This window comes from Streptomyces sp. JB150, from assembly GCF_011193355.1.
In the GTDB taxonomy this organism is placed as follows: domain Bacteria; phylum Actinomycetota; class Actinomycetes; order Streptomycetales; family Streptomycetaceae; genus Streptomyces.
The window spans coordinates 2,513,746-2,531,170 of the sequence record NZ_CP049780.1 but is presented as its reverse complement, the minus strand read 5'-3'; the positions used below and the strand labels follow the sequence as shown (position 1 = coordinate 2,531,170).

Sequence of the window (17,425 nt, the reverse complement as noted above, 5' to 3'; positions counted from 1 at the left end):
GCTAGCCGACCTTGCGGGCGAGGTCGTCGGCGAGGGAGTCGAGGACCGAGCGGGCGTTCTCGCCGCCGTAGATCTCCTGGAGCGCCGACGCCCAGCTGGTCGTCGCGTCGAAGAACTGCGCCTGCGGGGTGAACTGGATCCTCGTCTGGTCGACGACCGTCTCGAAGGTCTCGATGAAGCCGGGCAGGTCCCTCATCTTGTCCCGGTAGGCGCCGTCCTGCGCGATCGACCGGCGCACCGGGTCGATGTGGTGGTGGGTGAGCGCGCTCTCGCGCAGGTGTTCCTTCCCGGTCGCCCACTGGAGGAACAGCCAACTGGCGCTCTTGCGCCTGCTCTTGGCGTTCATGCCGAGCGACCAGATCCACATGTTGGTGGCGAGCGAGCCGTCCGGGCCCTTCGGCCCCGGATGGAAGGCGATCTTCCCGGAAGCCGGGCTCGCGCCCTTCACCGCCTGGAAGTAGGCGGCCGTGTCCGCGTCGAACAGCATCCCGGCCTTGCGCGCGCCGAGGTCGCTGGAGCACTGGTACCAGGTGTACGACGTCCACGACGGCGGCCCGCCCCGCTTCACCATCCGCGCCCAGTCCTCGGTGAACCGCACGGCCTCGGGGCTGTTCATGGCGGGGGTGAGCCTGCCGCCCTCGACGGTGAAGTCCTTCAGCCCGTTGCGGGCGTACATCGTCATGAAGCCGGGGTGGATGGTGGCCCAGCTGCGCGACCCGCGCACGGCGATCCCGTACATGCCGTCGAAACCGGCGCCCGGCGCCTTGCGCTTGATGGTCCCGGCGAGTTCCACCAGCTCGTCGAAGGTCCCCGCGGGCTTCAGGCCCAGGGTGCGGAACACCTCGGTGTTGTAGGCGACCACGTTGGTCTCCCAGCCCCACGGCAGCGCGTACTGCCCGCCCTGCCCGAGCGGCGCGCCCGCCTTCAGGTTCCACTGGCCGGCCTGGAGCAGGTTGGGGTAGAAGTCGCCCTGGTCCCATGCGTCGTCGGTGGCGGAGGAGTTGCGCATCCAGGGACCGAGGTCCTCCAGCCAGCCGGGCGGCCCGTACTGCCACACCATGTACGCGCCGAGCATGAACACGTCGTAGGAGGCGCGCCCGCTGGAGAGGTCGACGGTGAGCTTGTCGAAGTAGTTGTCCTCCGGGAAGACGTCGTACTCGACCTTGATCCCGGTCTTGTCCGTGAACGACTTCAGGTCGGCGAGGAGCGCGTCCGTGTACGGGTGCTTGTTCAGCAGCGCCTTGACGGTGGTGCCCTTCTCCCGTCTCCAGTCGAAGGAACCGGTGACGTCGTCGGCGGCGGAGCCGTCGCTCTCGTTCTCGTTCCCGCCGAACCCGGCACCGCAGGCGGTGAGCAGGGGCGCCGTCGCGGCGGCGGCCGTGAGGGCGAGGAAGCGGCGGCGGTCGTGCACGGGCGTGTCCATCCGTGACCTCCACGGGGGCTCGGTCCGGTGCGGGAGTTAACACGTCGAGTCGGCTCGCTAACAGAGAGTGGAACCACGGAAGTTGGCCGTCAATCCCTCGCGCAGCGGCAAATCCCAGGGCATGGTGAGAAGTTCACACCCCGGGACGCGAAGCGTGGGAGGTCCGGATGGCGGACGACAGGGCGGCCTGGCTCGGCATCGACCTCGGCACCCAGAGCGTGCGCGCGCTGCTCGTCACCGGCGACGGCACGGTCTGCGGCTCCGGCGCCGTGCCGGTCACCGGCCGCCGCGACGGCGTACGGCACGAGCAGGACCCCGAGCAGTGGTGGACCGCCGTGTGCGCGGCGGCCCGGCAGGCCCTGCGCGCCCGCCCCGCGCCGCGCCCCGGCGCGCTCGCGGTGTGCGGCACCTCCGGGACCGTGCTGCTGACGGACCGCGCGGGACGCCCCCGCGGCCCGGCGCTGATGTACGACGACGGGCGCGCGGCGGCCGAGGCGGCCCGGCTGCGCGCGGCGGGACTCGCCGTGCAGGACACCTGGGCGCTGCCGAAGGCGCTGTGGCTGGCGTCCGCCCACGGACCGGGCCGCGTCACCCACCAGCCCGACGTGATCACGGCCCGGCTCACCGGCCGTCCGGTGCCCACCGATTCCAGCCACGCGCTGAAGACGGCGTACGACGTGGAGGCCGAGGCCTGGCCCGACGTGCCCGGCGTCCCCGTGGAGGCCCTGCCGGAGGTGGTCCGCCCCGGCACGGTGCTCGGGCAGGTCTGCCCGGCCGCCGCCGACGCCACCGGCATCCCCGCCGGCACCCCGGTCGTCGCCGGGATGACCGACGGCTGCGCGGCCCAGCTCGCCTCCGGCGCGCTGCGCGAGGGCGCGTGGAATTCGGTGCTGGGGACGACGCTGGTCCTGAAGGGCGCGGCCCGCCGGCCGGTGCGCGACGGCACCGGCGTGGTCTACAACCACCGGGCCCCGGACGGCCGCTGGCTGCCCGGCGGGGCGTCCAGCGTGGGCGCCGGGGTGCTCACCGCCCGCTTCCCGGACGCCGACCCCGCCGCGATGGACCGCGAGGCGGCCGCCTTCGAACCCGCCGGCGCGGTGGCCTACCCCCTGGTGTCCCCGGGCGAACGCTTCCCCTTCCGGGCCCCCGAGGCGACCGCCCTCCTCCTCGGCGAACCCGCCTCCGACGCCGACCTGTGGGCGGCCCTGCTCCAAGGGGTCGGCCTGGTGGAACGCCTCTGCCTGGACTACCTCCACCACCTGGGCGCCCCCCTCGACGGGCCCCTCACCTTCACCGGCGGCGCCACCCGCAGCCCCTACTGGACCCAGCTCCGCACCGACATCCTGGGCCGCCCGGTCCGCCTGCCCGCACACCCCGAACCGGCCCTCGGCATGGCGGCACTGGCCTGCCACGCGGCGACCGGCACCCCCCTGACCGACGTCACCGACCGCATGGTCCGCATCCGCGCCACCGTCCACCCCCGGCACACCGACCGCTACACCGCCCCCTACCTGCGCCTCCTGGACGCCCTGGAATCCCGCGGCTGGCTGCCGGGCCCCGTCGCGGCCCATGCGCGCGGCCGGGCGGAACGGAATACTGGCGGCTCATGACCGCGACCCTCCTCCTCGCCCGCCACGGCCAGACCGTCTGGCACGCCGAGAACCGCTACGCCGGCGTCAGCGACATCGCCCTCACCGACACCGGCCGCGCCCAGGCCGAGGCCCTGGGCCGCTGGATCGGGGAGCACCCGGTCGACGCGGTGTGGACCTCGCCGCTGTCCCGCGCGGTGGCCACCGCCGAGCCCGCCTGCCGGACCCTCGGGCTGACCCCGCACCGCGAACCGGACCTGCGCGAATGCGACTTCGGGACGGTGGAGGGCCGCACGCTCGCCGAGTTCGCCGGGCAGAACCCGGCCCACGCGGACGCCTACCGGGCCGACCCGGTGGCCCACCCCTTCCCCGGCGCCGAGGACCCGGCGGCGGCGGCCGAGCGCGGTGCCGCCGCGCTGCACCGCATCGCGACCGCCCACCCCGGCGAGCGGGTCCTGGTCGTCGCCCACAACACCCTGCTCCGCCTCGTGCTGTGCCGCCTGCTCGGCATCCCGCTCGCCGACTACCGCCGCGTCTTCCCGAGACTGCGCAACGCCGCCGTCACCGAGCTGCGCCTCGACCCGGCGACGGGCACCGCGGGCCTGCTCTCGCTCAACGTCCCCACCACCTGACGACCCGCCGCACCGCCGGCGGAATCTTCCACTCCTGTCGTGAAGATCTACTCAGAAAGGCAACCACCGCAGGGCCGTTCACGTCGGAACGTGCATGGCGTGGGACGAATGGCAGCAATTGAAGAGCGACGCCGCCGAGCGAGGGGCGGTACGGACCCGGATCGACAGCGCCCCGAGCGCGGGCCCCGCCGGCGGCGCCGACCTCGTGGTGCGGCAGGACGACCTCGGCGCGGTGGGGCACGAAGCCTTCTCGCTGTTCGACCGGATGCGCGAGCGTGTCGACATCGCGGGCGCGGGTGCCGACAAGAGCGGCGCGGGCACCTCCCTGCAGGCCGCCACGGAACTGAAGAGCCATGGCTTCAGCGCGGGTGACGAGCTGTCCACGACGGTGGAGGTGTGGACCTCTCAGATCAAAAGCGTGCTGCAGGCCTGCGCCCACATCTCCAACCACCTGGACTACACGCGCAAGGCTCACGCCGCCGACGACGCAAAGATCGCCGCTCAGGTGAAGACCCGGGCCGGGTCGGCCATCGAGGTCTCGGTCCTCGACAGCTACTTCAAGTGACACCACGCGGGGGAAACGGCGTGAAGTACACCGATCTCATCGAAGTGGACCTCGGCAAGCTCGCCGCGGCCACCGCCACCTGGAAACAGGCCGTCACCGATCTCCAGGAACTCGCCGACGACGCCCGGGACGGCCTGAAGGCCAAGTCGGACACGGCGCGCTGGGCCGGCGTGAACGCCACCGTGACGCGCGGGTTCGTCACGAAGACGGCCAAGGAGATCGCGGACCTGCACCAGGAGGCCAAGAGCATCTGGAGCGTCCTCGACGACGCCCACACCGAACTGGAAGCCCTGCAACGCCGTGCCAAGTCCCTGACCGAGGAGGCGGGCAGGAAGGGCCTCATCGTGGTGGGGGCGGCCGACGGCGGCATCAAGGTCATGGAGGCGCAGTGCGACGCCGACGGCACCGGCCAGAAGACCAAGGACCTGATGCAGTGGTACGCCGACACCCTGGCCTCGGTGGTCAGCCACGCCACCGAGGTCGACGCCGCCCTGACCCGGGCGCTGCGCGCGAGCCACGGCGGCGACCCGCACAACGCCGGCCACGCCACCTACACCTCGCTCGACGGGGACATGTACCCCAGGGCGGAGAAACTCGCGGCGTTGGGCGAGGACGCCGACGCCCGGCAGAGCGCGGAGCTGCGCCGTCTGTGGGCCTCGCTCAGTCCCGAGGCCCGCGCCCGGCTCTGGGCCGCGCACCGGGACGACCTGCTTGCGGCAGGCCTGCTCGACCCGCAGGCCAAGCGGGTCGCGAGCGACGACGGGGCGGGGGAGTTCGGCATCGAGGACGCCGGCGCCGCCGAGTACTGGATCCAGGCCCAGGCCGTCGCCATGGCCAACGCGGGTGACTTCATCGGCAACACCGACGCCGCCCGCCACATGGACCACTATCTGAACGGCACCGGCGACCCCCTCGACCTCGACGTCGACCGCATGCTCACCGACGACGAGGCCCTGCGCCTGGCGTCCCGGGAGGCGGTGTTCAACCACCAGGACGAGTGGCGCAGTCAGGCGCTGGAGGCGTACGAGAAGTCCGGCGGCAAGCCGGTCGCCATCCCCGTGGAGACGCCGCCGCGGGGCTACACGCACAGCGACCGCAACTGGTACCTGGCGATCGGCAGCGGCATGACCAACACCACCGGTACGGTCACGGTCGTGCCCGGCCCGGACGGCAAGCCCAAGGTGTCGCTGGATTGTCAGGTCAACGTCTGGGACCGGTACAACTGGGACCCCGGGAAGAAGACGCCGATCGGACCGACCGAGGTGACCGACGCCGACATGGCGCGCCTGCACACCACCGGTCTGGCCAGGGAGTTCGACATGCGAGGCAGTGGTTCGGTGCAGCGGTACGAGTGGGGCGAGATGTCCGGGCAGCTGCCCGATGCGAAGGATCCGGGGCGGGACGGCACCCGTACGGACATCGGGCGCAACGGGGACGCCCGGTGACCGCCCGTACTCGGGCTGGTGCACGGACCGCCGGGGGACTGGTCACCGCGTTTGCCGTCGCGGTGCTCGCGGGTTGCGGGGCAGGGAGCGGCGGCACGGACGCCGGATCCCGCACGGACACCCCTTCCCGGTCGGACTCCGGCGGACAGCGGGTGCCGTACTGGGTCAAGGGCGTCGGGTTCACGCGGGTCGCCGAGGACCTGGGGGTGACCGTCCCGCGGACGGCCACGGAGCGCGTGGGCGCCCGGCAGAAGGGCTTCCAGGACGACGTGCTGCTCCTGGCGTTCGTCCTGCCCGCGGGCGAGGTCGACGGCTTCGTCGACGGGCTCGACCCGGAGAACGAGCTGGTCCAGCGCGAGAAGGCCGCCGCCTCGGCCGGCTACGAGCCCACCGCACCCTTCGCCCACCTGGGCCTGGCCGAGCCGGAAACCCTCGACGGCGTCACCACCGGCCCGGTCTGTGCCCCGTGCGCCGGTGAGCTGAACTCCCTGGACATCACCGTCGCCCCGGTCGGGAAGGACCGCAGCCGGATCTACCTGCGCGGCATCGACTGACCGTCTCTCCCGGGCACGGGAAAACCCCCGTGAGTCACGTCCTCACGGGGGTCTCCCTCCTACCGCCCGCCCGCGTGAAGGGTGAGAAGACGATCACGAGGCGGGACGACCGGTCAGGCGCTCACGGCGCCAGCAGCAGCACGTCCGCGCGGGACTTGGCGGCCTCGTAACGGCGGGCGACGTCCTGCCAGTTGACGACCTGCCACATCGCCTCGATGAAGTCGGCCTTCTGGTTCTTGTACTGGAGGTAGAAGGCGTGCTCCCAGGCGTCGAAGACGAGGATCGGCGTGGAGCCCTGCCCGACGTTGCCCTGGTGGTCGTAGACCTGCTCGACGATCAGCCGGCCGCTCAGCGGCTCGTACGCCAGCACGCCCCAGCCCGAACCCTGGGTGGTCGCGGCTGCCTTCGACAGCTGCGTCTTGAAGTTCGCGAAGGAGCCGAACGACTCGGCGATGGCGTCCGCCAGCTCGCCCACGCCGTCCTTCTCCAGCGGCTCGCCGCCACCGTCACCGGTCATGTTGTGCCAGTAGATGGAGTGCAGGATGTGCCCGGACAGGTGGAAGGCCAAGTTCTTCTCCAGGCCGTTGATCGAGCCCCACTGCTCCTTGTCGCGCGCCTCGGCGAGCTGCTCCAGCGTGTCGTTGGCGCCCTTCACGTAGGCCGCGTGGTGCTTGTCGTGGTGCAGCTCGATGATCTCCGGGCTGATCACGGGGGCGAGCGCGGAGTAGTCGTACGGCAGTTCGGGCAGCGTGTAGACGGGCATGACAGGTCCCCTCCGACCTCTTATTGCAAGTAGCTTGCAACTACACGCTACCAACAGCAAGACCGGCGCAGGTGCCGGGCAGCAAGAAGGCCCCCACGTGTCGCCACGTGGGGGCCTCGTCCGGAGACCGGGAAGGTGAGGGACCGTCAGTTCCCCGCGTTCCTGCGCTGCCAGAGGTATCCGACGAGCGCCAGGAACAGCGTCATGCCACCCGTCGAGTACAGCTGCACCCGGGTGTCCGGCTCCCGCGCCATCAGGACGAAGATCGCCGCCATGCCGGCCAGCGCCACCCAGGTCAGCACCGGGAACGCCCACATCCGCACGACCAGCTTCTCCGGCGCCTCCCGCTCCACCCGGCGGCGCAGTCGCAGCTGCGAGACCGCGATGAAGATCCAGACGACCAGGATCACCGCGCCGATCATGTTCAGCAGCCAGGGGAAGACGTCGTCCGGGCGCCAGTAGCTGAGCAGCACGCACACGAAGCCGAACACCGAGGACGCCAGCACCGCGAGCCGCGGCACCCCGCCCGACACCCGGCCCAGCGCCTTCGGGCCCTGCCCGCGCCGCACCAGCGAGTAGGCGATGCGCGAGGAGCCGTAGATGTTGGCGTTCATCGCCGACAGCAGGGCGACCAGCACGACCACGTTCATCAGCTGGCCCGCGCCGGGGATGCCGAGGTGGTCGAGGGTGGCCACGTACGGGCCCTTCTCGACGATCTCCGCCGAGTTCCACGGCACCAGGGTCACCACGACCGCCATCGAGCCGATGTAGAACAGCGCGATACGCCACATCGCGGTGCGGACCGCGCTCGCGACGCCGCGCACCGGGTCCTCGGACTCGGCCGCCGCGATGGTCACCGTCTCCAGGCCGCCGTACGCGAACACCGAGGCGAGCAGGCCGATGACCAGGCCCTCGCCGCCGCCCGGCAGGAAGCCTCCCTCGCCCGTGAGGTTCGCGGTGCCCGGCGCGTCGGTGCCCGGCAGCACGCCCAGGATGGCGAGCACGCCCAGCACCAGGAACAGCGAGATCGCGAGGACCTTCAGCGCCGCGAACCAGAACTCGAACTCGCCGAAGTTCTTCACCGCGGCCAGGTTCGCCCCGCAGAAGACCACCATGAACAGCGCCACCCACGCCCACTCGGGCGTGCCCGGCAGCCAGCCGCTGACGATCTTCGCCGCGCCGATGCCCTCCAGGCCGACCGCGGTGCACAGCAGCACCCAGAACGACCAGCCGGCCGTGAAGCCCGCCCAGGGACCGATGGCCCGCTCGGCGTGCGCGGAGAAGGAGCCCGACGACGGATACGCGGCCGACATCTCGCCCAGCATCCGCATCACCAGCATCACCAGGAGGCCGGAGAGGACGTAGGCGACGACGATCGAGGGGCCGGCGGCGGCGATGCCGGCGCCGGAGCCGACGAACAGGCCCGCGCCGATCACGCCGCCGAGGGCGATCATCGACAGGTGGCGCTGTTTCAAGCCATGGGAGAGGGAGGCGTCCGCCTGCGGCGGCGTCTCCTGAGCGGTGCTGGTGGGCATGGGCGCGGCTCGTCCATCCAGTCGGTGGGGACAGGTAAAACGCCGACAGTCTGGGCGGCGGTCCCGGTCAGGGGACACCGCCGTTCACTATGCGGACGCGTGGAACACGGAGTGTACGGCTCCACTCACCCGTCCCGCAGGGATTCGTGCATACATCCGGATTGGCGAAAACCTACAGCCTGCCCCGTCCCGCCCGACGTGACGCACACGTCCCCACCTCCGTGACCGTCATCACGCCCCGGCCGGTGTGACCGGCACTCTTTGTGCGCACTCCACCACAGCCGTGCTCCACCCTTTGTCGAGCGGAGACGGTGATCGGCTCAGGCCCCCTGGGTTAGCGTCACGGTGTCCCGTACCGCCGTCACCCGCGGAGTCCCCATGAGCACCGCCACCGCCACCTCCCTCGCCCGCCCGGGCCAGGTCCTCGCCGACCTGCTCCCGGCCTCCCGCGTCCGCGACATCGCCCTGGTCGCCGGCGGTGCCGTGCTCACCGGTCTCGCGGCCCAGCTCGCGGTACCCGTGCCCGGCTCCCCGGTCCCGGTGACCGGCCAGACCTTCGCCGCGCTGCTCGTCGGCACCGCCCTCGGCGCCGGCCGCGGCTTCCTCTCCCTGGCGCTGTACGCGCTGGCCGGCATCGCGGGCGTGCCGTGGTTCGCGGAGGGCGGCTCCGGCGCCGCGGCCCCGTCCTTCGGCTACGTCCTCGGCATGCTGCTCGCCGCGACCGTCGTCGGCGCCCTCGCCCGCCGCGGCGCCGACCGCTCCCCGTGGCGGATGGCGGGCGCGATGCTGCTCGGCGAGGCGATCATCTACGCGGTCGGCGTGCCGTACCTGGCCCTGGCCCTCGACCTGTCCGCCTCCGCCGCCCTCGCGGCCGGCCTCATCCCGTTCCTGGTCGGCGACGCCCTGAAGGCGGCCCTCGCGATGGGCGCCCTGCCCGCCGCCTGGAAGCTCGTCGGCAAGCGCTGACCCCCGCCGCGTACGGCGGCGCGACGTACTAGACGGAACGGAAGAGGTTCGCCGGGTCGTACGACGACCTCAGCCCGGCGAGCCTCTTCCGCGTCCCCGGCTCGTGCAGCCCCTCGGTCCGGTCGCCCGCGCCGAACGCGAAGTTCACGGCGCGGCCCAGGACGTCCGGCGTAAGCCGCGCGAACGCCGGGTCCAGCAGCGCGCGGGCCCGCTGCCGGTCGCCCGCCGTCAGCAGCCGCAGCAGGAACCGCCCCTCCCGGAACGGCACCGCGTTCGGCGCGGGCCGCGCCAGCGCCCCGCCGAGATGGTTGATCTGCACGACGACCATGGGGTCCGCGCCGTCCGCGGCCGGCCCGGTGCGCCGCAGCACCTCGGCCACCCGGTCCACGTCCAGCCGGCCCAGCACCACGCTGTCCCCGTAGTAGGCGTGCGGCACCTCCGGGTCGCTGTGGATGGTGCGGCTCTCGGCGTACGGCATCTCCCGCAGCGAGTCGGCCAGCACCGGCCCGATCTCCCGCAGCGGCGCCACCAGCCGCTCCCCGTCCGTGCCGGGGTACGCCACCCGCACGGACACCACATACCGGCCCCGCAGCCCCGGCGGCAGCGCCGGGAGGTCCGGATACGGCACGGCGGCGAAGGACGACGTCAGCTCGTCCGGCACCGTCCAAGTCCACGCCTCGTACGCCGCCAGCACGGCCGCCGGATCGACGCGCCGCCCGTCGAAGGCGAGCGAACCGCCGTACAGCCGGCCGACGGGGACCAGCTCGATCTCCATCGCGGTGACGATCCCGAGCCCGGGGCCGCCGCCGAGCAGCCCCCAGTACAGCTCCGAGCCCTCGCGCACCGCCCGGTGTGTGCGCCCGTCGCCGGTCACGACGTCCAGGGAGCGCACCCGGTCGGCGGCGTGACCGGCCGCGCGGGCGAGGATGCCCAGGCCGCCGCCCAGCGTGTAGCCCACCGCCCCGACGGAGGTCGCCGAGCCGTTGGGCGGAGCCAGCCCGTAGGGGGCGGCGGCCGCCACCACCTCGCCCCAGCGCACGCCCGCCTCGATCCGGGCCGTGCGGGCGGCCGGGTCGACGGCGACGCGGTCCATGCGGCGCGTGGTGACCAGGACCCCGCCCTCCAGCGGGCCGGGCACGCCGTGGCCGGTCGCCTGGACGGCCAGCGGCAGGTCCCGCGCGGCCGCGTACCGCACGGCGGCCGCCACGTCCCCGGCCGATCGAGCGCCGAGGACGACGGCGGGCCGCCGTACGAAGCCGGTCTGGAAACCGGCGGTCTCCTCCGCGTAACCGGCGTCGCCGGGGCGGAGCAGCAGCAGATCCGTGGTGCCGGGAAGGTTCATGACGCCGAGCCTGACGCCATAACCTGACAACCACCGTCAGGTTTCGACCACGCCCCGGTCCGCTTCGGCTGGACGCCCCCGGAGCGCTGGCTGCCCGATGTGAAGGGGCCGTCCGGCGGTCGTGCGGGAGTGCACGTACACCCTCGACGGCGTCCCCCGGCACGCGCGGCTGCTCGGCTTCGCTGCGCGGGGGACGTCGTACCAGATCAACACCTGGTACCAGCCGCGCGTGGCGGACCGGGCGCTGCGGGTGTACGAGGAGGTGCGGGACGGCTTCACCGTGCTGTGACGAAGGGCCTCGCGGCGAGACGCCGCGAGGCCCTTGCGATGTCGTACGGCGGGATCGGCCGGCTTGAGGTGTCGTACGCCGGAATCGGCCGGTGTGACGTGCCGTACGGCCGGATCAGCCGCTGGTGACCTCGTCCCGCTGCCGCTCCCTGCCGGAGCCGAGCTTCTGCCGGACCACGGCGATGGCCAGCACCACGCCCGCCACCAGCAGCGACAGCAGCACGGTCCGGCGTCCGTCGTGCTCGGTGTCGGTGAGCATGTAGCCGAGGACGAAGACGATCAGCGCGGCGGTCGCCCAGGTCAGGTAGGGGTACAGCCACATCCGCACGACCAGCTTCTCCGGCGCCTCCGCCTGGATGATCTTGCGCATCCGCAGCTGCGAGAAGCAGATCACCAGCCACACGAACAGGGCGACGGCACCGCTGGAGTTCACCAGGAACAGGAAGACGGAGTCCGGGAACTTGTAGTTGAAGAACACGGCCACGAACCCGAACACCACGGACACCAGGATCGCGGTGCGCGGCACACCCCGCTCGGTGGTCTTCGCGAACGACTTCGGCGCGTCCCCGCGCTCACCGAGCGAGAAGGCCATCCGGGAGGCGGTGTACAGGCCGGAGTTGAGACAGGACAGCACCGAGGTCAGCACGATGAAGTTCATGATCTGACCGGCGTGCGCGATGCCCAGCGAGTCCAGCGCGGCCACGTAGGAGCCCTTGTCCTGGATGGACTTGGAGTCCCACGGCAGCAGCGAGACGACGACGAGGATCGAGCCCAGGTAGAAGACGGCGATGCGCCAGATGATGCTGTTGGTCGACTTGGTGACGGCGCGCTGCGGGTCCTCGGACTCGCCGGCCGCCAGGGTCGCGATCTCGCTGCCCATGAACGAGAAGACGACCAGCAGCACACCGGTGAGGATCGCCCCCGGCCCGTTGGGCAGGAAGCCGCCGTGCGCGGTGAGGTTGGACAGGCCCGCCTGCTCGCTGTCGACGCCGGGGAGCACGCCGAACACGGCGAGGCCGCCGATGACGATGAAGGCGCCGATGGCGACGACCTTGATGCCGGCGAACCAGAACTCGAACTCGCCGTAGGAGCCGACGGACACGAGGTTGGTGCCGGTGAGCACGACCATCACGATCAGCGCCCAGGCCCACTGCGGTACGGCGGGCACCCAGCCCTCCAGGATCACGGCACCGGCGGTCGCCTCGACCGCGAGCACCACGACCCAGAAGAACCAGTAGAGCCAGCCGATGGAGAAGCCGGCCCACGGCCCGAGCGCGCGGTCGGCGTGCGCGGAGAAGGAGCCGGACGTCGGGTTGGCGGCCGACATCTCACCGAGCATGCGCATCACCAGCACCACGAGCGTGCCGACGAGCGCGTACGAGAGGAGGATGCCGGGGCCGGCGGTGGCGATACCGGACGAGGACCCCACGAAGAGTCCGGCACCGATGACACCGCCGATGGCGATCATCGACAGATGGCGGTTCTTGAGCCCTGCCTGGAGTCCGGAACCGGATCCGGGGTTGCCGGTTCCTCCGGGGCCTCCGTGGCCGTTGTCGGCCTTCCTCAGGGTCGGCTGCGAAGTCATGGGACGGAAATCCTTTGCGCCGGAATGATCAATTCCCGTACGAGCGGCGTACGAGCCGGACCAGTGAATCCGAGGGAAACACATTCTTGAACCTTTGAATCCGGATTGTTACTTGAGGTTTCCCTGAGCTTCAGTGGCCCGCATCACAGATCACGACGCCGGTACCCCGCCCTGCTGCCCGACCGGGCGCATGTCACACTCATCCCATGCGCGTGTATCTCGGCTCGGACCATGCCGGCTTCGAACTCAAGAACCACCTCGTCGAATGGCTCAAAGCGGCGGGTCACGACCCCGTCGACTGCGGCCCGCACATCTACGACGCCCAGGACGACTACCCGCCCTTCTGCCTCCGCGCCGCGGAGAAGACCGCCGCGGACCCCGACTCCCTCGGCATCGTGATCGGCGGCTCCGGCAACGGCGAGCAGATCGCCGCGAACAAGGTCAAGGGCGTCCGTGCCGCCCTCGCCTGGAGCGAGGAGACGGCGGCGCTGGGCCGCCAGCACAACAACGCCAACGTCGTGGCCGTCGGCGCGCGCATGCACACCCAGGAGGAGGCGACCAAGTTCGTCGAGGTCTTCCTGGGCACCCCGTTCTCCGGTGACGAGCGCCACATCCGCCGCATCGACATGCTGGCCGGGTACGAGACCACGGGCGAGCTGCCGCCGATCCCGGCGCACCACCCGCAGCAGGACTGACACAGGGCCCCGGCGGGACGGCGTCCCCGCCACAGCGGCCGGCAGGACACGCCCTCCGGGGGCTGGAAGGAAACGGGAACCGTGCCAGAGGGGCACACGATTCACCGGCTGGCACAGGACTACGCCGACCGGTTCGCCGGCACGGCCCCCCGGGTCACCAGCCCCCAGGGCAAGTTCTCCGACGCCGCCGACCTCCTCGACGGCGCCGTCCTCACCGCCACCGAGGCCCACGGCAAGCACCTCTTCCTGCGCTTCCGTGACAGCGACTGGGTCCACATCCACCTGGGCCTGTTCGGCAAGGTCGCCTTCGGCGACGCCCCGGCGCCCCCGCCCACGGACACCGTCCGCCTGCGCCTCGCGAACACCACGTCGTACGTCGACCTGCGCGGCCCCACCACCTGCGCCCTGATCACCGACGCCGAGAAGCGCGCCATACACGACCGCCTCGGCCCGGACCCGCTGCGCGACGACGCCGACCCCGACGAGGCCTACCGGCGCGTCTCCCGCAGCCGTACGGCCATCGCCGCCCTGCTGATGGACCAGAAGGTCATCGCCGGCGTCGGCAACGTCTACCGCGCGGAGGTCCTCTTCCGGCACGGCATCGACCCCTACCGCGCGGGCCGCGACATCACCCCCGCCGAGTGGCACGCCCTGTGGACCGACCTCGTGCAGCTGATGCGCGAGGGCGTCCGCGACAACCGCATCGACACCGTCCGCCCCGAGCACACCCCCGAGGCCATGGGCCGCCCGCCGCGCGTCGACGACCACGGCGGCGAGGTGTACGTCTACCGCAGGGCCACCCTGCCCTGCCACGTCTGCGGCGGCGAGATCCGCACCGCCGGCCTCGCCGCCCGCAACCTCTTCTGGTGCCCCGTCTGCCAGCGCGCCTGAGACGCCCGGCTCAGAACCCGTGCGGCAGCCAGGGCGCGGGCCCGGCCGGCCCGAACGCCACCGACGCCTCCGCCAGCGCCCCCGCCCGCAGCTCCCGGACCCGCCCGGCCGCGGCCAGCGCGGTGAGGCTCACCCCGCCGAGATACGCCGACCCCAGCTCCCGCACGGTCAGCGCCAGATCCGCCGCGTCGGCCGTACGCTCGCACGAGGCGCCCTTGGCGTCCCCGCTGAGCCGCCAACGCCCCGTGTTCCACGGGCAGAAGGCGTCCTCGACGTCCAGCACCACGTCCACCGGCGCGGCATAGGTCCGCGCCTGGAGCGCGGCGCCCACCTCCACCGGCCGCAGGTACAGCGAGTCCCGCTGCCGCGTCCGGCACCGGCGGATGTCCGACACCAGGTACTGCCAGGCGTCGTCGACCGGCCGCCCCCGCATCACCAGCGTGGAGGTCAGGTCGATCCCGAACAGGAACCGCCACAGCGCCGCGTCCACCGCGGGATCCTCGGCCGCCAGGTCCTCCAGCGACACCGTGCCGTCATGACCGCTGTCGCCCCAGCCGAGCTTCACCCGGTACCGGGCGTACCCGGCGATCCGGCCGTTCCGCTCGGCGACCACGCACTGCAGCGGCGACGCGCCCTCCCGCTCGCTCTCCGGGTCCAGCAGCGCCACCCGCTCCCACTTCGGCCGCCGCGCCAGCATGCCCGGCCGTCCGGGCACCAGCCGGGCGTAGACCGCCTCGCAGTCCTCCAGCACATCGGCCGGCGCCGCGTAGCGCAGCCGTACGCCGTCGGTCCCGGCCGGCACCGACAGCCGCACCCGCGCCGTGTCGATCTCGGCGCGCAGCGCGTACGTCGCCGCCCCGTACCCGAACCGTCCGTAGATGTCCGGCTCCGAGGCGGTCAGCACCGCCAGCGGCTCGCCCCACGAGCGGACGTCGTCCAGCTGCCGCCGCATCATCGACGTCAGCACCCCGCGCCGCCGGTGCGTGCCGGCCACGCTCACCATGGTGACGCCGGCCGCGGGCACCGACGCCCCGCCGGGCACCGTCAGCCGGAACGTGAACGCGCCGGCCGTGCCCACCACCGCGTCCCCGTCCCACACGGCCAGGGAACGGTCGAACTCGGTGAGCTCACGCCACAGTTCGCGTTCCTCGGGCGCCTCCGGCGCACCGCCGAACGCCCGCAGCAGAGTGTCGTACCACACGTCCCAGTCGTCCGGCCGCAGGACGCGCATGCCGTCCGTCCGGTCACTCGCCATCGCCATGGTCCATGCCTATCAGGGCAATGAGGGGTGAGCCAGGGAATTACCGGCGGGTGACGGCGAGACGGGAGCCCGTGAAGGTTCCGGCGCGGCCGAGCCCCGGACGGGGGACAAGTGGGACCTCCCGTGCCAAGCGACGGGTCCGCTGGATAGGGTCCCGAACTAATGGCAGCAGGACAACGGCGCGCGGCGGCCGAGACGTTCACGGCCCGGTGGAAGATGCAGTGGCACCGGGTCCGCGTCGGCCTGCGCAAAAGCGCCGTCGACTACTTCCGCGGCGACGGCTCCGACTGGGTCGCCCTCGCCGGACTGCTGCTCACCGTCCCGCTCATCGCCGCCACCACCCTCGCCAACCCGGTGTGGTGCTCCCCGGCCGCACTGGTCCTGCCGATCGTCGCGGGCGGCCTGCTGCTGCGCCCGGCGAGCCTGCTCGGCCTGTACGCGGCGGCCGCGACCGCCCTGATCGTGGAGTCGGTCCAGCTGGGCCCGTACACGGAAGGCCCCTCCCGGGTCACGCCGGGCGTGGTCCTCGTCGTCGCCGCCTGCGGCTTCTTCGGCCTGCTCATCGCCCAGTTCCGCAGCCGGGTCGGCGTGCCCTGGCGGCGCGGCGGCACCATGCTGTTCGACCTGCGCGAACGCATCCGCACCCAGAGCCGGCTGCCCAAGCTGCCGGCCGGCTGGCACCGCGAGATGGCGCTGCGCCCGGCCGGCGGCCAGTCCTTCTCCGGCGACTTCGTGGTCGCGGCCCGCACCAACGGCGGCCGCACCCTGGAGGTCGTCCTCACCGACGTCTCCGGCAAGGGCATGGACGCCGCCTCCCGCGCCCTCCTCCTGGCCGGCGCGTTCAGCGGCCTGCTCGGCTCGCTGCCCCCGCACGCCTTCCTCCCGGCCGCCAACGGCTACCTGCTGCGCCAGGACTGGGACGAGGGGTTCGCCACCTCCATCCACCTGGTCCTCGACCTCGACTCCGGCGACTACGAGCTGTACTCCGCCGGCCACCCGCCGGGCCTCCAGCTCAGCGCGGGCAGCGGCCGCTGGGAGGAGAAGGCAGCCGAGGGGCCCCTGCTCGGCGTCTACGAGGGCGCCCAGTTCGACCCGGTCAAGGGCACCCTCCGCCCCGGCGACGTCCTCATGCTCTTCACCGACGGCCTGGTCGAGACCTCCGACCGCGACATCGTCGAGGGCATCGACCGCCTCACCGGCGAGGCCGACCGCTACGTCGCCGGCGGCTTCCACGGCGCCGCCTGGCACCTCATCGAGGCCGTCGCCAAGGACGTCAACGACGACCGGGCCCTCCTCCTCATCTGCCGCGAGGGCCCGACCGCACACGCCCAGCCCCGCCCGTAGCCCGCGGGGGACGGGCCACTCGAACGGGAGGCTGTCCGTGCGGGGGCCCTCAGGCGCTGGGAGACTGGCGGGGTGACCGAGACACCGCGCACCCTGCCGCTCGCCGAGGTCGAGGCGCTGGCCCGGGCGGCCCACGAGGGGCAGACCGACAAGGCCGGGCGGCCGTACGCCGAGCACCTGCAGGCCGTCGCGGAGGGCGTCCGCGCCCGCGGCGGCGACGACGAGCAGATCGCCGCCGCCTGGCTGCACGACGCCGTCGAGGACGACGCGCTGCCCGAGCGGTGGCTGCACCAGGCCCCGCTGAGCCGCCGTACGAAGGACATCGTGCTGGCGGTCAGCAAGCGGGCGGGGGAGTCCCCGGAGGCGTACGCCGCGCGGATCCTCGCCACGCCCGGCGCGCTGCTGGTGAAGGAGGCCGACCTCGCCCACAACGCGGACCCGGCCCGCCTCGCCGCCCTGGACGAGCCGACCCGCACACGACTGACCGAGAAGTACGCGCGGATGCGCGCACTCCTCGGTCTCGGGGAATGACGCCGGGGCAGGACGG

At 72.6% G+C, this 17,425-nt stretch carries 16 protein-coding genes and 2 pseudogenes; 12 read left to right on the top strand and 6 right to left on the bottom strand.

What is annotated here, in order from left to right; genetic code table 11:
• Position 1: 1 nt before the first annotated feature.
• A complete protein-coding gene (locus tag G7Z13_RS11980; RefSeq protein ID WP_165998586.1) occupies positions 2–1,423 on the bottom strand; it encodes a sugar ABC transporter substrate-binding protein in 1,422 nt (473 codons plus the stop codon).
• Positions 1,424–1,590: 167 nt separating this feature from the next.
• Between G7Z13_RS11980 and G7Z13_RS11975 the strand changes: the two genes are divergently transcribed.
• The 5 genes from G7Z13_RS11975 to G7Z13_RS11955 all read left to right on the top strand — a co-directional run bounded on the left by G7Z13_RS11975 (position 1,591) and on the right by G7Z13_RS11955 (position 6,208).
• A complete protein-coding gene (locus G7Z13_RS11975) occupies positions 1,591–3,033 on the top strand; it encodes an FGGY family carbohydrate kinase (RefSeq protein WP_165998585.1) in 1,443 nt (480 codons plus the stop codon).
• Positions 3,030–3,644 carry a histidine phosphatase family protein gene (locus G7Z13_RS11970; RefSeq protein WP_165998583.1) on the top strand — a complete coding sequence of 205 codons (615 nt, stop codon included), beginning with the start codon at positions 3,030–3,032 and terminating at the stop codon, positions 3,642–3,644. Before G7Z13_RS11975 ends, G7Z13_RS11970 begins: the two co-directional genes overlap by 4 nt.
• A 94-nt stretch (positions 3,645–3,738) precedes the next feature.
• Positions 3,739–4,209 (top strand): hypothetical protein, encoded by a 471-nt coding sequence (locus tag G7Z13_RS11965; RefSeq protein ID WP_165998581.1) that lies wholly within the window; start codon positions 3,739–3,741, stop codon positions 4,207–4,209.
• 20 nt (positions 4,210–4,229) lie between these two features.
• Complete coding sequence (locus G7Z13_RS11960) at positions 4,230–5,654, top strand: hypothetical protein (RefSeq protein WP_165998579.1); 1,425 nt, start codon at positions 4,230–4,232, stop codon at positions 5,652–5,654.
• A gap of 152 nt (positions 5,655–5,806) precedes the next feature.
• Positions 5,807–6,208: a hypothetical protein gene (locus G7Z13_RS11955; RefSeq protein ID WP_165998577.1), complete on the top strand. Its 402-nt coding sequence runs from the start codon at positions 5,807–5,809 to the stop codon at positions 6,206–6,208.
• A gap of 121 nt (positions 6,209–6,329) precedes the next feature.
• Here the strand turns inward: G7Z13_RS11955 and G7Z13_RS11950 are convergent, their stop codons facing one another.
• Positions 6,330–6,971: a superoxide dismutase gene (locus tag G7Z13_RS11950; protein ID WP_165998574.1), complete on the bottom strand. Its 642-nt coding sequence runs from the start codon at positions 6,969–6,971 to the stop codon at positions 6,330–6,332.
• Between the two features lie 146 nt (positions 6,972–7,117).
• On the bottom strand, positions 7,118–8,506 hold the full coding sequence (locus tag G7Z13_RS11945; RefSeq protein ID WP_165998572.1) for an amino acid permease: 1,389 nt from the start codon (positions 8,504–8,506) through the stop codon (positions 7,118–7,120).
• 378 nt (positions 8,507–8,884) lie between these two features.
• On the opposite strand from G7Z13_RS11945, the gene G7Z13_RS11940 reads away from it, so the two are divergent.
• Positions 8,885–9,472 carry a biotin transporter BioY gene (locus tag G7Z13_RS11940; protein ID WP_165998570.1) on the top strand — a complete coding sequence of 196 codons (588 nt, stop codon included), beginning with the start codon at positions 8,885–8,887 and terminating at the stop codon, positions 9,470–9,472.
• Between the two features lie 28 nt (positions 9,473–9,500).
• Here the strand turns inward: G7Z13_RS11940 and G7Z13_RS11935 are convergent, their stop codons facing one another.
• The gene (locus G7Z13_RS11935; protein WP_165998568.1) at positions 9,501–10,814 is read right to left on the bottom strand and encodes an FAD-binding oxidoreductase; all 1,314 of its coding nucleotides are present in this window, start codon (positions 10,812–10,814) and stop codon (positions 9,501–9,503) included.
• 121 nt (positions 10,815–10,935) lie between these two features.
• Here G7Z13_RS11935 and G7Z13_RS11930 point away from each other — a divergent pair, with 121 nt between their 5' ends.
• Positions 10,936–11,103: a hypothetical protein gene (locus G7Z13_RS11930; RefSeq protein ID WP_165998566.1), complete on the top strand. Its 168-nt coding sequence runs from the start codon at positions 10,936–10,938 to the stop codon at positions 11,101–11,103.
• 114 nt (positions 11,104–11,217) lie between these two features.
• On the opposite strand, the gene G7Z13_RS11925 is transcribed toward G7Z13_RS11930, so the two are convergent.
• On the bottom strand, positions 11,218–12,687 hold the full coding sequence (locus G7Z13_RS11925; RefSeq protein WP_165998564.1) for an amino acid permease: 1,470 nt from the start codon (positions 12,685–12,687) through the stop codon (positions 11,218–11,220).
• A gap of 206 nt (positions 12,688–12,893) precedes the next feature.
• Between G7Z13_RS11925 and G7Z13_RS11920 the strand changes: the two genes are divergently transcribed.
• From G7Z13_RS11920 to G7Z13_RS34220, 3 genes and pseudogenes are all read left to right on the top strand, one after another.
• A complete protein-coding gene (locus tag G7Z13_RS11920; RefSeq protein ID WP_165998562.1) occupies positions 12,894–13,382 on the top strand; it encodes a ribose-5-phosphate isomerase in 489 nt (162 codons plus the stop codon).
• An 81-nt stretch (positions 13,383–13,463) separates the two neighbouring features.
• Positions 13,464–14,021 (top strand): annotated as a pseudogene (locus tag G7Z13_RS11915) (DNA-formamidopyrimidine glycosylase family protein); the annotation flags it as partial.
• 2 nt (positions 14,022–14,023) lie between these two features.
• A pseudogene (locus G7Z13_RS34220) lies at positions 14,024–14,230 on the top strand (hypothetical protein); the annotation flags it as partial.
• A 53-nt stretch (positions 14,231–14,283) separates the two neighbouring features.
• Here the strand turns inward: G7Z13_RS34220 and G7Z13_RS11910 are convergent.
• On the bottom strand, positions 14,284–15,528 hold the full coding sequence (locus tag G7Z13_RS11910) for a GNAT family N-acetyltransferase (RefSeq protein WP_166004872.1): 1,245 nt from the start codon (positions 15,526–15,528) through the stop codon (positions 14,284–14,286).
• Positions 15,529–15,696: 168 nt separating this feature from the next.
• Between G7Z13_RS11910 and G7Z13_RS11900 the strand changes: the two genes are divergently transcribed.
• Together G7Z13_RS11900 and G7Z13_RS11895 are read left to right on the top strand one after the other, a co-directional pair.
• Positions 15,697–16,878, top strand: coding sequence for a PP2C family protein-serine/threonine phosphatase (locus tag G7Z13_RS11900; RefSeq protein ID WP_165998558.1), 1,182 nt, complete (start codon positions 15,697–15,699; stop codon positions 16,876–16,878).
• 72 nt (positions 16,879–16,950) lie between these two features.
• Entirely contained in the window at positions 16,951–17,409 is a 459-nt protein-coding gene (locus G7Z13_RS11895; protein ID WP_206313055.1) for an HD domain-containing protein, read from the top strand.
• The last annotated feature ends 16 nt before the right edge of the window (positions 17,410–17,425 follow it).

Bases quoted from the DNA above. Each gene is read 5' to 3' on its own strand.
- G7Z13_RS11980 (WP_165998586.1), bottom strand. From the start codon at position 1,423: ATGGACACGCCCGTGCACGACCGCCGCCGCTTCCTCGCCCTCACGGCC.
- G7Z13_RS11975 (WP_165998585.1), top strand. From the start codon at position 1,591: ATGGCGGACGACAGGGCGGCCTGGCTCGGCATCGACCTCGGCACCCAG.
- G7Z13_RS11970 (WP_165998583.1), top strand. From the start codon at position 3,030: ATGACCGCGACCCTCCTCCTCGCCCGCCACGGCCAGACCGTCTGGCAC.
- G7Z13_RS11965 (WP_165998581.1), top strand. From the start codon at position 3,739: ATGGCGTGGGACGAATGGCAGCAATTGAAGAGCGACGCCGCCGAGCGA.
- G7Z13_RS11950 (WP_165998574.1), bottom strand. From the start codon at position 6,971: ATGCCCGTCTACACGCTGCCCGAACTGCCGTACGACTACTCCGCGCTC.
- G7Z13_RS11945 (WP_165998572.1), bottom strand. From the start codon at position 8,506: ATGCCCACCAGCACCGCTCAGGAGACGCCGCCGCAGGCGGACGCCTCC.
- G7Z13_RS11940 (WP_165998570.1), top strand. From the start codon at position 8,885: ATGAGCACCGCCACCGCCACCTCCCTCGCCCGCCCGGGCCAGGTCCTC.
- G7Z13_RS11935 (WP_165998568.1), bottom strand. From the start codon at position 10,814: ATGAACCTTCCCGGCACCACGGATCTGCTGCTGCTCCGCCCCGGCGAC.
- G7Z13_RS11925 (WP_165998564.1), bottom strand. From the start codon at position 12,687: ATGACTTCGCAGCCGACCCTGAGGAAGGCCGACAACGGCCACGGAGGC.
- G7Z13_RS11920 (WP_165998562.1), top strand. From the start codon at position 12,894: ATGCGCGTGTATCTCGGCTCGGACCATGCCGGCTTCGAACTCAAGAAC.
- G7Z13_RS11910 (WP_166004872.1), bottom strand. From the start codon at position 15,528: ATGGCGAGTGACCGGACGGACGGCATGCGCGTCCTGCGGCCGGACGAC.
- G7Z13_RS11900 (WP_165998558.1), top strand. From the start codon at position 15,697: ATGGCAGCAGGACAACGGCGCGCGGCGGCCGAGACGTTCACGGCCCGG.